The 12,394-nt window shown below is 69.6% G+C and carries 11 protein-coding genes; 6 read left to right on the forward strand and 5 right to left on the reverse strand.

All coding sequences use genetic code 11. From position 1 onward, the window contains the following. Positions 1–38 precede the first annotated feature (38 nt). Positions 39–398, forward strand: coding sequence for a hypothetical protein (locus tag AC07OC_RS15150; protein WP_218295536.1), 360 nt, complete (start codon positions 39–41; stop codon positions 396–398). Between the two features lie 120 nt (positions 399–518). Then, positions 519–1,958: a coniferyl aldehyde dehydrogenase gene (locus AC07OC_RS15155; RefSeq protein ID WP_218295535.1), complete on the forward strand. Its 1,440-nt coding sequence runs from the start codon at positions 519–521 to the stop codon at positions 1,956–1,958. Here the strand turns inward: AC07OC_RS15155 and AC07OC_RS15160 are convergent. After that, the gene (locus tag AC07OC_RS15160) at positions 1,930–3,810 is read right to left on the reverse strand and encodes an ATP-binding response regulator (protein WP_255591106.1); all 1,881 of its coding nucleotides are present in this window, start codon (positions 3,808–3,810) and stop codon (positions 1,930–1,932) included. The two genes, AC07OC_RS15155 and AC07OC_RS15160, sit on opposite strands and share 29 nt — an antisense overlap. After that, entirely contained in the window at positions 3,797–4,432 is a 636-nt protein-coding gene (locus AC07OC_RS15165) for a response regulator (RefSeq protein ID WP_218295534.1), read from the reverse strand. The genes AC07OC_RS15160 and AC07OC_RS15165 overlap by 14 nt, the downstream gene beginning before the upstream one ends. A gap of 163 nt (positions 4,433–4,595) precedes the next feature. Between AC07OC_RS15165 and AC07OC_RS15170 the strand changes: the two genes are divergently transcribed. From AC07OC_RS15170 to AC07OC_RS15180, 3 genes are all read left to right on the forward strand, one after another. After that, positions 4,596–5,195: a hypothetical protein gene (locus AC07OC_RS15170; RefSeq protein WP_218340144.1), complete on the forward strand. Its 600-nt coding sequence runs from the start codon at positions 4,596–4,598 to the stop codon at positions 5,193–5,195. 199 nt (positions 5,196–5,394) lie between these two features. Then, positions 5,395–5,916: a GNAT family N-acetyltransferase gene (locus AC07OC_RS15175; RefSeq protein WP_055393295.1), complete on the forward strand. Its 522-nt coding sequence runs from the start codon at positions 5,395–5,397 to the stop codon at positions 5,914–5,916. A gap of 185 nt (positions 5,917–6,101) precedes the next feature. Next, positions 6,102–7,277 carry a methyltransferase gene (locus AC07OC_RS15180; protein ID WP_218340145.1) on the forward strand — a complete coding sequence of 392 codons (1,176 nt, stop codon included), beginning with the start codon at positions 6,102–6,104 and terminating at the stop codon, positions 7,275–7,277. A 41-nt stretch (positions 7,278–7,318) separates the two neighbouring features. Here the strand turns inward: AC07OC_RS15180 and AC07OC_RS15185 are convergent, their stop codons facing one another. After that, positions 7,319–7,834, reverse strand: a complete 516-nt coding sequence (locus AC07OC_RS15185; protein ID WP_218340146.1) for a hypothetical protein — start codon at positions 7,832–7,834, stop codon at positions 7,319–7,321. A 244-nt stretch (positions 7,835–8,078) separates the two neighbouring features. Here AC07OC_RS15185 and AC07OC_RS15190 point away from each other — a divergent pair, with 244 nt between their 5' ends. Beyond that, positions 8,079–9,038 carry a tRNA dihydrouridine synthase gene (locus tag AC07OC_RS15190; protein WP_369642971.1) on the forward strand — a complete coding sequence of 320 codons (960 nt, stop codon included), beginning with the start codon at positions 8,079–8,081 and terminating at the stop codon, positions 9,036–9,038. Positions 9,039–9,084: 46 nt separating this feature from the next. Here the strand turns inward: AC07OC_RS15190 and AC07OC_RS15195 are convergent, their stop codons facing one another. Continuing rightward, positions 9,085–11,001: a phospholipase D family protein gene (locus tag AC07OC_RS15195; protein WP_494601632.1), complete on the reverse strand. Its 1,917-nt coding sequence runs from the start codon at positions 10,999–11,001 to the stop codon at positions 9,085–9,087. A 118-nt stretch (positions 11,002–11,119) separates the two neighbouring features. Beyond that, positions 11,120–12,322: an ammonium transporter gene (locus tag AC07OC_RS15200; protein ID WP_218340149.1), complete on the reverse strand. Its 1,203-nt coding sequence runs from the start codon at positions 12,320–12,322 to the stop codon at positions 11,120–11,122. Positions 12,323–12,394 lie beyond the last annotated feature (72 nt).

The following is a 12,394-nucleotide window of genomic DNA, read 5'->3' on the forward strand; positions in this document are numbered from 1 at the left end:
TGCAATCCCGACCCCAAGTTGTGAAGGAGAGGTGTCGTTTGAATGAATTTGTTGCGGGCGTTGTGCGCCTGTTGCTGCGGGTGGTGGTCATCGCCATGGGCTTGGTGCTGTTCGCCAGCCTGCTGGTCGCCGTGATGGTGCTCGCGCTGGTGTGGGCGCTGCGCGCAGGCTGGGCGCGCCTCACCGGCCAGCCGGTGACCCCCTGGGTGATGCGCATGGACCCCCGCACGGGTTTCAGCACCGTGTTCCGCTCCACCGAGCGCTGGTCGTCCGGCCGCCGTGGCCCGGCGCCCGCGCCCGACGATGCCGGCGGCGAGGCCGCGGCCGCGTCGCGCCGTGGCGGCATCCTGCCCGGCGCCGCCGAGGTGACCGACGTCGAAGCGCGGGACGTGCGCTGACCCGGCGCCGCACCCTGCCTTCTTGCACTGCGCGGCGCCCCCGCCTGCGCGGCCCGTCCGCGCCCTGCCTCCCCGGTTTTTTCGTGGCGCGCCTGTCGGGGCGTCTTCTATGATCCGACCATGACACCTGCCGATATCCACGCCCACTTCGATCTTCAACGCCAGGCCAGCCGCGAGCATGTCGATGTGCCGCTGCTGGTGCGCCGCGAGCGGCTGCTGCGCCTGTCCAAGATGCTCGACGAGCACGGCCCGGTGCTGGCGGCTGCGGTGCAGGCCGATTTCGGCATGCGGTCCCCGCGCCTGACCGAGGTGGCCGATTTCTTCGTGCTGCGCACCCTGCTGTCGCACACGCTGCGCCATCTGGCGAAATGGATGAAGCCCCGGAAAGTGCGCACGCCGCTGTACCTGCAGCCCGCCCGTGCCTGGATCCAGCGCCAGCCCCTGGGGGTGGTCGGTGTGATCGCGCCGTGGAACTACCCCGTCCAGCTGGCCCTGGCGCCCGCCATCACCGCGCTGGCGGCGGGCAACCGCGTGATGCTCAAGCCCAGCGAGCTCACGCCGCACACCTCGGCGCAGCTGGCGCTGCTGGTGGCGCAGTTCTTTTCGCCCGACGAGTTCTGCGTGGTGCAGGGCGATGCGAACCTGTCGGCGCTGTTCGCGTCGCTGCCGTTCGACCACTTGGTGTTCACCGGCTCCACCGCCGTGGGCCGCAAGGTGGCCCAGGCGGCGGCGCAGCACCTCACGCCCACCACGCTGGAGCTGGGCGGCAAATCGCCGTGCATCATCGACGGCCATTGCGACATGCAGGACGCGGCGCTCAAGATCGCGCACGGCAAGCTGCTCAACGCCGGCCAGACCTGCATTGCCCCCGACTATGTGCTGCTTCCCCGGGGCCGCGAGGGGGAGTTCGCGCAGGCCTACCGGGCCGCCGTGGGCCGCCTGTTTCCTACCATCGAGGGCAATGCGGACTACGCCTCCATCATCACGGCGCGCCACCATGCCCGCCTGCGCACCATGCTGCAGCAGGCGCAGACCCAGGGCGCCGAGGTGCAGACCATCGAGCCGGCCGAGGGCAAGCCTGTCGTCCACACCGTGGGCACGCTGGGCGATGGCGCCAGCCGCCAGATGCTGCCCACGCTGGTGTTCGGGGCCACGTCCCAGATGCAGCTCATGCAGGAGGAGATCTTCGGCCCCATCCTGCCCGTGATTTCCTATGAACGGCTCGACGACGCCATTGCCCACATCAATGCCGGGCCGCGCCCGCTGGCGCTGTACTGGTTCGGCCAGAGCGAAGCGGTGCGCGACGACGTGCTGCGCCGCACCGTGAGCGGCGGCGTGACGGTGAACGACACGCTGATGCACATTGCCCACGACAACCTGCCGTTTGGCGGCGTGGGCGACAGCGGCTGGGGCGCCTACCATGGCGAGCAGGGCTTTCTGCGCTTTTGCCACCAGAAATCCGTGCTGGTGCAGTCGCGCTGGGCGATGGGTTCGCTGTTCTATCCGCCGTACGGCGCGAAGTTCGACCAGGTCATGGGGCTGCTGCGGCGCTGGCTGTAGCCTCCGTGCCGCCGTCCGGCGGCAAGGGCTCCATCGTGCTGGCGGTTTGAGGGTGCGTGATGAGCTGGACCATGGCGCTGCGCAGCTGGCCCGTGGACACGGGCTTGTGCAGCAGCAGCGCTGACGTGGACTGCGCATCGCGCAGGCGCTGGGGCGATGTGTCCCCCGTCATGATGATCGCGGGCACCGGTGTTCCCAGGTAGGCGCGCAGGGCCTGCAGCACCTGTTTGCCGGTTTCTTCGTGGCGCAGGCGGAAGTCCGTGATGATGATGTCCGGCGTGATGTCTTCCAGGCGCTCCAGCGCATCGGCGCTCGATTCCGCGGTGATGCACTGGCAGCCCCAGCTTTGCAGCAGCGACTGCATCCCGATGCGCACGGCTTCGTCGTCGTCGATGGCCAGCACCTTCAGGCCCGCAAGGCTTCGGGCATCCGGCGCGGGGGCGGTGTCGTCTTCCAGCGCGCCCTGCCAGCGGTCCAGCCACAGCCGAAACACCGAGCCCCGTCCCGGCTGGGAGAGCACTTCCACGGAGGTGTTCATCTCCCGCGCCAGCCGCTGCACGATGGCCAGGCCCAGCCCCAGGCCCTTGCGCCGGTCGCGCTCGGGGTTCCCGAGCTGGTGGAACTCCTTGAAGATGTGTTCCCACTGGTGCTGCGGGATGCCGGCCCCCGTGTCCCACACCTCCAGTGCCAGGCGCTTGCCGCGTGTGCGGCACGCGATCAGCACGCCACCCCGGGCGGTGTAGCGCAGGGCGTTGGAGATGAAGTTGTGCATGACCAGCCCGACCAGCGAGCGGTCGGCATGGGCCGCGGCCGAGGTCTCCCGCGTGCGGTACACGAGGCCCGCCGTATCCGCCTGCACGCCGAATTCCTGCTCCAGCGCCGTGAGCAGCGGCTGCACGGCAAAGGCTTCGGGCCGCACCTTGACGACACCGGCTTCCAGCCGCGAGTAGTCGAGCAGGGTGGTCAGCATCTCGGCGGCGGCGCCCGAGGCCGCATGGGCGTGCCCCAGCACGGTGAGCTGGTGGTCGTTGAGCGGGCTGCGCTGCAGCGACTCCAGGAACAGGCCCATGGCATGCAGGGGCTGGCGCAGGTCGTGGCTGGCGGCGGCCAGGAAGCGGGACTTGTCGCGGTCGGCCTGCTCGGCGGCCCCCTGCGCGGCCAGGGCGCGCTGCGACTCGGCGCGCAGCTCGTTGACGAGCCGGTCGTTCTCCAGCTTGAGCGCGATGCTGCGCCGGGTGGCCCGGTCGGCGGTGCGCGCCTGCATGCCGGTGAGCGCGTAGTAGACCCCCGTGAGGAACAGCGCGGGCCACATCACGGGCCCGCCGGCCAGGGCGACGGCCATCATCACGCCGCCGATCGCGCAGGTGAGGTAGGTGACATAGGCGCGGTACAGGGGGGCGCCCAGCCCCAGCGCGCCGGACGACACCGTGCTGATGATGCCGATGGCGTAGATCACGCTGTCGGACGTGCCCCAGTAGAGCACCACATACCCCAGGCTGCCCCAGCTCAGGCCCATGGCGGCCATGCAGGCGATCAGCTTGCGCGCCGCCTGCGGCGCCGGGTCGGTGAAGGGCGCGATGCTGCGCAGGGTGAGGTACACCCCGGCCACCACCAGCGTGTGCGACACCAGCCAGACCGTGATGGCCTGCGTGTCGGCCACCCGCGCCATGACCCACAGCGTGCCCAGGGCGGTGGCCAGCGACGCGAGCAGCGTCATCGGGAAGTTTTGCCGCAGCAGGGCCACCTGTTCGCGCAGCACCTCGTCGCGCTCCCACACCGGCCACCCCCAGCGGGTGGGGGGCAGCACGGCATCGGCGGCAGGCGCCCCCCGCAGGGCCTCAGAGTGTGTCATGGAGCTGGGGTGTGGACAGGCCCAGGCGCTGCGCGGCGAGCAAGGCCGCGCTGCGGCTGTTGACGCCCAGCTGCGCGAAGATGGCGGCCACGTGCACGCGCACCGTGTTCTCGCTCAAGCCCAGGTCGCGCGCGATGACCTTGTTGGGCTTGCCGGTGCACAGCAGCGACAGCACGTCGAGCTGGCGCGCGGTCAGCGAGGGCGTGTCGGGGCCGCGCGTGGTGGCGCTGTTGCCGCTGTTGATCGGAAAACACGGCTGGCCCGACAGGGCGCAGGTGATGGCTTCCAGGATGTCTTCGGCGCTGGCGGATTTGGGCAGGAATCCATCGGCGCCGCGCGCGCGCGCTTCGTGGATCGCATCGGGCGCCACGCTGGCCGAGACCAGGACGATGCGGGCCCTGGGGCAGGCCTGGCGCAGCAGGCGCAGGCCGTCCAGGCCGCTCATGCCGGGCAACTGGATATCGAGCAGCACCAGATCCGTGTCCGCCAGCTGCTGCGCGCAGGCATCGGCGATGGAGCCCGCCTCCGCAATCGTGCCGACGCTCGGATGGTCCTGCACGATCAGGCGCAGGCCTGTGCGGAACAGGTTGTGGTCATCCACAAGCAAAAGGCGGGCAGTCATACGGCAAGTATTGCGCACAACACGCTGTTGCGGACTAGTCCATTTGTGCGATGGACGCCCGGTTATGCACTTTCTAGACTTTCCGTCAAGCATTGAAAAGCACCTGGAGTGCGCACCAATGCGCAAACCTCGTCTTCATCCTTCGTTTTTCAAAGGTGCTCCCATGACAGCCAATGCCTTCCTCGATGGTTCAGCTTCCCCCGATGCGTCCCACCGCCGCGATGAGCGACGACCGGCCGCCGCAGGGGGAGGGCATGGCACGGCCTCCTCGGGCCTGGGGGGCAATACGGTGGCGCGGATCGTGGAGGAAAACTGCCCCGGCATGCTGGCATCGGCCGGGGTGGTGATCGAGCACCTGGACGCCCAGGCCGGGACCTGGCAGTTTTCGACGGACGACGGGTGCACATGGCGCGCCATCCGCACCGACCTCGTCAACCGCCCCGGCAACCTGGGCCTGGCGCTGGACCGGGATGCGCGGCTGCGCGTGCTGCCCTTTGGGGGCCACCGCGTGAGCGGGGCGCGCGTGGCATTTCACACCGTGCAGCGCAGCCATGCGCAGGGCAATGGCAGCTACCGGGCCTATGCCAGCGACGAACGCGAGGACGGGTCGCGCACGGTCACGCTGGTGCTGGGTCTTGCGGCCATTAATGGCACGCCCCCGGCGGTGCATGTGCCGCGCCCCCGCAACAAGCGTGCGCTGGTCCAGCGTGCCGCCGCCGCCGCGGCCGGTGCCTCGCTCTCGGGTTCCATGGCGCTGGCCTGACGCGCGCAGGGCCGCCCGCGCCAGCGTGCTGCGGTGCAGCATCAGCGGTGTGCCAGCCCTGGCTGGACGCGGTGGACGCAGGGGGTGGATAGGGCGTGAATGGGGGGCCGGGCGGGGGGCCGTACAAGGGTAAAAACCGTTTGCGGCGACAATGCCGGTCCTTTCGTTTTTTCATTCCCCGTTTTCGTTCGGTTTTTCCATGTCCAGTATCCAGGTTCGTCCCGCCACGCTTCGCGATGCCAAAGCCATTGCCCAGATCCATACCGTCTCAGCCCAAGAGGTCTACAAAGGGCTGGTGCCAGACGAGCAGTTGAAATCCATGTCGGTCGAAAAGCGCCAGGCCTACTGGCGCGAGGCCATCGAATATTGCGAGCCCCAGGTCCAGGTGGCCGTGGACGGCGAGAAGATCGTCGGCTTCGTGGGCTACGACCGCTCGCGCGATGAAAAATCCCGCCCCACCACCGGTGAAATCTGGGCCATCTACGCCGCCCCCACCCACTGGAACCAGGGCGTGGGCCTGGCCTTGTGGGATGCCGCCCGCGACGGCCTGCAGGAAGAAGGCTGCACCAACGTCACGGCGTGGGTGCCCCTGCGCAACGAGCGCGCCATCCGGTTCCACGAGCTGGCGGGCTTCAAGCGCGAACTCTCCACCGCCAAGACGGCCGTGGTGGGGGGCGTCAAGATCGAAGAAGTGCGCCTGAAGCGCCCCATCAACGCGTAGGATGAACAACCACCCCCTGAGCGACTTCGTCGCTTCCTCCTTCTCTCGCGCTTTGCGCGGGAAGGGGGACGCCGCCAGCGCGGCGGGGCGGCCCTTGCGCGGCGGCCTTGGCAGGGGCCGCGCCAGTTTCACGGGCTGCTGTTAACGCCCGAAGCAATAGCAATCTGATGCCCACACTTCTTCCTATGATCGAATGGAGCCGCCAGGGCCAGATTCAACAAGTCCAGTGGCGCTCCGAGAGCGGTGCCCCGGCCCCGCGCCGGGTCGTCACCGCCGACGATACCTTGGCCGCAGACACGGCCTACCGCATGGCCTGTGAAGGCACCGGCCTGTTGTGGCAGGGCGACTTCCAGAACGCCCGCATGCTGCTGCAGGCGCTGATGCGCCGGGCCGATGCCAGGTCCGGCAAGGGGGGCAAGTCGGCCAGACCCCGTAAGTCCGCCGCCAGGGCGGCCGACAAAGCCGCTGCCGCCACCCCGGCCGAGGCCTTTCACCTGCACCGCCAGGCGCAGGCGCAGCGCGCGCGGGTGCTGGCGTCGGTGCTCATCCCGCTCGAAGGCGACTACGGCATCGACCTGCGCCGTGCGCCCGACTGGCGCCAGGCGTGCACCGAGGCCTGGGGCCCGGCCACGGGCGAGCGTTCGGTGGCCACGCTGCGCGAGCTGCTGGGCCTGGTGGGCGCGCACGAGTGGCGCAAGAAAGGCGTGGAAGTGCCCGCCCTGGGTGCGCCGCCGCTCAACCGCATCCACCCGCACTACGGCGTGTTCTCGCCCGTGCGCGGCGAATATGTGGGCCTGGTCGCCGACACGGCGCTGCCCACCAAGACACTGGCCTTTGACATTGGCGTGGGCACCGGGGTGCTGTCTGCGGTGCTGGCGCGCCGTGGCGTGCAGCGCGTGGTGGCCACCGACCAGGACCCGCGCGCCCTGGCCTGCGCGCGCGAGAACCTGCAGCGCCTGGGTGTGCTTGCCCAGGTGGAACTGCTGCAGGTCGACCTGTTCCCCCCGGGGCGCGCGCCGCTGGTGGTGTGCAACCCGCCCTGGGTGCCGGCCCGCGCCAGCTCGCCCATCGAACACGCGGTGTACGACGAAGGCAGCCGCATGCTCAAGGGCTTCCTGGCGGGCCTGCCGGAGCACCTGGAGCCAGGCGGCGAAGGCTGGCTGATCCTGTCGGACCTGGCCGAGCACCTGGGCTTGCGCCCGCGTGAGCAGCTGCTGCAGTGGATTGCCGATGCGGGGCTGGTGGTGCGGGGCCGGCACGATGTGAAGCCGGGCCATGCCAAGGCGGCAGATGCGGGCGATGCGCTGCATGCGGCCCGCGCGGCCGAGGTCACGTCGCTGTGGCGCCTGGCCGCCGCCTGACGGACGGCCCGGCCCGTCTCCACTCCATTGCCCCGGGGCCTCTAGGACTGCGCATGCCGGGGCAGCAGCTGCTCGAACCTTTCGCGCAGGCTCGCGGCCCGTTCGGCGCCGGCGGCAAGCGCCACTTCCTCGAACATGGCCTCGCCCACGTCCAGCATGCTCGTGCGGTCCTTGGCGGCGCGCAGCGCCTGGCGGAACTGCTCTGCCAGCGTGGGGTCGCGGCGCGCGAACAGCCGCTCACAGGTGTCGAAAAGGTACATGCGCGCACCGGCGAGCGAGCGCAGGGATTCGCCAGGCTCCGGGCGCTGGACCGATGGCCCCGGTGGCGCGGTGCTGGGCGAGGGCGCGGCGGAGGGCAGCCCGGCCGCGGGGCCGGCCAGATAGCCCTGGCGCATGAGGTTGTCGACGATCTGCGCGCCGATGCCGTTGTACATGGCCTGCAGGTCCGACAGCGATTTGCCGTCGACCAGCAGCAGCAGAGAGCGCTCGCGCAGGCTCAGGGTGCGGACGCCGGGCAAGAGTTCCAGGCGGGCTTTTTCGGTTTTTTGTAGCAGCATGGGAGCCTCCATTCACGGGTGGATGGCGGCGATTGCATCAGTCCGCCGTGACGCGGTGATGACCTCGCTGCCGCACAATGGCGGGCTGCTCCCCGGCCGTGCAGGGCCCTGGGGGGATGGATGCTATATATTTAATAGCTTCTAGCGCTTGTGCATCAAGCATTGTGGCCCTTTTTGACTCATATCCTGGCTGTGTGCCGGCCGCGCCCCGTGCGGGGCGCAGGGCGCGGCGGCCTTTCTCGCGATGACCTTGCTGCTTGCCCCCATGGAGGGGCTTCTGGATTTTGTGCTGCGTGATGTGTTGACCCGCGTGGGCGGGGTGGATCGCTGTGTCTCCGAGTTCATCCGCATCACCGGCACCCTGCTGCCCGACAAGGTGTTCCTGCGCTATGTGCCCGAGCTGCGCAACGGCAGCCGCACGCTCGCGGGTGTGCCGGTGCGTGCGCAGTTGCTGGGCTCCGATCCGGTCAGCATGGCCGAGAACGCGGCCCGCCTGGCGGACCTGGGGCCCGAGGGGATCGACCTGAACTTTGGATGCCCTGCCAAGGTCGTCAACCGCCATGGTGGCGGCGCCGCGCTGCTGCAGGAGCCCGAACGCATCGCCGCCGTCGTGGCCGCCGTGCGCCGCGCGGTGCCTTCGCACCTGCCGGTGTCCGCCAAGATGCGGCTGGGCTTCAACGACACCGGGCTGATGCGCGAATGCGCCCAGGCGATGCAGTCGGGCGGCGCCGCCGAGCTGGTGGTGCATGCGCGCACCAAGGCCGATGGCTACCGGCCCCCGGCGTACTGGGAGCACATTCCCGCCATCCGCGCGGCGGTGCAGATACCGGTGGTGGCCAATGGCGAGATCTGGACGGTGGCCGATGCGCTGCGCTGCCGCGAGGTGTCGGGCTGCGCCACGCTCATGCTCGGGCGCGGCATGGTGGCAGACCCGGGGCTGGCCCGCGCCATCCGCGCGGCCGATGCGGGCCGGCCTGGCTCGGACACGGTGGCCTGGAGCGACCTGCTGGCGCACATCGCGGCCTTCTGGCAACTGGTGTGCGAGGACCTGGAGCCCCGCCAGCGCGCGGGGCGTCTCAAGCAGTGGCTCAATCTGCTGCGCAGGCGCTTTCCGGAAGCCGAGGCCGCCTACCAGCACGTGCGCACGATGACGGACCAGCGGGCGATCACCGCCTGGGTGGAGGCGCTGCGGGCCGGGGACTAGCCGCGCATCGCGGCGCGGTGCCGCAAAGAGGCGCCTGGACAGGTGCCTAGAGCAGGTGGTCGGGCGCCAGCGGGCCCAGGAGCTGCAGCATCAACCGCAGCGGGGCGCTGGCGTCGGGTTCGGACGTCGCGTCCGCCAGGCCGCTGCCCTCGGGCGCGCGCCATACAAGGTGGCCGTCGTTCAGCTGCACATGCCAGGCGACCTCGCGCAATGCGGCCTCGATCTGCGCGGTGGCGCGGCGCGACAGGTCGCCGCTGCGGATCAGCAGCGCGATTTCCGTGTTCTGGCGCTGCGACCGGATGTCCAGGTTCATCGAGCCCACGGCCAGCAGGCGGCCATCCAGGATCAGAAGCTTGGAATGCAGCATGGCCCGCGAGCTGCCCACGGCACCGGAAGCGCCAGCCTTGCCGCCCCCGCCGGTGCTGCCCGTGGAGCCCAGGGCGCCCCGCAGCACGCCCGTGAGTTCGCTGCGCATCTCATACAGCTCGACGCCCATGGCCAGCAGGTCGGGGCGGTGGCGCGCATAGCCTGCGTGGGCAATGGGCGCATCGTTGGAGGCGAGCGAGTTGGTGAGCACCCGCACCCGAACGCCGCGCGCGCGCGCCGCCGCGAAGGCCTGTTTCATGTCCGGGCCGGGCACGAAGTAGGGCGAGATGATGAGCAGATCCTGCCGTGCCTGGCCCATCAGCTGCAGCAGGCCGTCCACCACGGTGTCGGTCTGGGCATCAAGGGCTTCGGCGCCGGGCACCCCGGGCGCGGCGGAGGCGGTGGAGGGTGGGTTGGGGCCGGGGAGGGTGCCGCTGGCGGTGTCCGTGGCACGTGCAGGTACTGGCGCCGATGCTACGGCGCCAGCCGTCGCCGCACGCGGCCCGCGCGAGGTGATCGCCATGGGGGATGCCCTGGCGGGGGCTTTTTCCGGCAGCGCACCCGTGGACGTGCCGTCTGGGGGGATCTTGGCGGGCTTGTCCACCAGCACCGCCGCGGGGGCCCAGGTGAACTGCGCTTGCGCCAGGTCCATGGGCTGGTAGTCCCAGATGCGGGCGCGTTGCGCGGTGGTGGTCTGGCTGCCGTCTTGCACCGGCTGGCTGTCGGGCGCCAGGGTGCCGCCCTGGCCGGCGATCCGGTCCCGCCGCGCCGCGTCGGAAGTGCGCGTGCGCTCGCGCAGGGTGTCAAGCTCCTGCTGCGTGACGAGCGACTGCACGGGATAGGCGCGCTCGTTGTTCCAGTAGCTGTCGAAACTGCGGGAGAGGTCCTGCACCACGGGCCCGGCCGCCAGCACGTCCAGATCCACGAAGTTGCCGGAATCGGCGTTGCCGAAGTACGCGTCGCCCAGGTTGCGGCCACCCGTCACGCCCATGGCGTTGTCGGCGATGAAGAGCTTGTTGTGCATGCGCTGCTGCACGCGGGAGAAGTCCCCCAGCGCGCCCAGCATGCGCCCCAGGGGCGAGCCGCGCGCACCCGTGAGCGGGTTGAACATGCGCATCTCGATGTTGGGCACGAAGGCCAGCCGCATGACCTGCGCATCACGCCCCGTGCTGTGGAAGTCGTCCAGCAGCACACGCACACGCACGCCGCGCTGGGCCGCCGCGATCACGCCCAGCAGCAGGCGCTCGGTACTGGCGTCAGCGTGGATGGCGTAGTACTGCAGGTCCAGCGTCTTCTGTGCGGCGTCGACCAGGGCGAGGCGGCTGCTGTAGGCCGCCTGGGGCCCGCTGAGCAGCAGGAACCCGGAAGGATGGCGGCCGCCCACCGACGCGCGGCGCGTTTCCACCAATTGGCCCAGGGCCGTGTCCGCAGGCGACGCCAATGCGCTCGACACCGGCCGGTCCACATCCTTGGGCAGGCCGGCGCAGCCGGTGATGGCGCTTGCAATGCACATGGCCAGGACGGCCAGCCAGCCATAGCGGGCGGTGGTGCCCAGGAACGGCGCTGGAGCGGCGGGAGCAGGGGGCAGTGCAGGCATGGCGCGATTGTGACCGTGCGGCGCCGCTCGCGCTTGTCAGACGCGGCGCCAACGCAGCCACGGTGGCGATCGGGTGGATGCGGGCGCATCGCGGTGCGGTGCCCTGGCGCCGCGGCGGCTACCAGCTCACTTCGCGATCGGGTGTGGCGCTGATCTTGTGGATCGACAGGTCCGCACCGTCGAACTCCTCTTCCTGCGAGAGCCGCAGGCCGACCGTGCTTTTGAGAATGCCATACACCACGAAGCCGCCCGCCAGTGCCCAGGCCACGCCCAGGGCGGTGCCGACAAGCTGGGCGGAAAAGCTCACCCCGCCGAGCCCGCCCAGCGCCTTGCTGCCAAAAATGCCAGCCGCCAGCCCGCCCCAGGTGCCGCACAGGCCGTGCAGCGGCCAGACACCCAGCACGTCGTCGATCTTCCACCGGTTCTGCGTGAGCGTGAACATCAGCACAAAAATGGCGCCAGCCACCGCACCCACCACGAGCGCACCCAGCGGGTGCATCAGGTCGGAGCCCGCGCACACCGCCACCAGCCCCGCCAGCGGGCCGTTGTGGACGAAGCCGGGGTCATTCTTGCCCAGCACCAGGGCGGCCAGCGTGCCGCCGACCATGGCCATCAGGGAGTTCACCGCCACCAGGCCGGAAAGTTTGTCCACGGTCTGCGCGCTCATCACATTGAAGCCGAACCAGCCCACGACGAGCACCCATGCGCCCAGCGCCAGAAACGGAATGTTGGAAGGCGGGTGCGCGGAGATGGCGCCATCCTTGCGATACCGGTTGGCGCGGGAGCCCAGCAGGATCACGGCAGGCAGGGCGATCCAGCCGCCCATCGCGTGCACCACGATGGAGCCGGCGAAATCATGGAACTCCTCGCCGGCGAACCCTTTGATCCAGGCCTGCACGCCAAAATGCTGGTTCCAGGCAATGCCCTCGAAGAATGGATACACAAAGCCGACGATGACCGCCGTGGCCATGAGCTGCGGCCAGAACTTGGCGCGTTCCGCGATCCCCCCCGACACGATGGCCGGAATGGCCGCTGCAAAGGTGAGCAGGAAGAAGAACTTCACCAGTGCATAGCCGCTTTGCTGCACCAGCGACTCGGCCCCCACGAAAAAGTGCGTGCCGTAGGCCACGCTGTACCCCACGGCAAAGTACACGACCGTGGACACAGAAAAATCCACCAGGATCTTCACCAGCGCATTCACCTGGTTCTTCTTGCGGACCGTGCCCAGCTCCAGGAAGGCAAAACCGGCGTGCATGGCCAGCACCATGATGGCCCCCAGAAGAATGAACAGGGCATCCGTGCCCTGTTTGAGTGCTTCCATAACGTCCTCTTGCAGTAAATTGATCCGTTCTGGTGCGGTTTGAGTGGGTGCACCAGATTTGCACCAAATTGA

The organism is Acidovorax sp. GW821-FHT10E04, assembly GCF_059415185.1.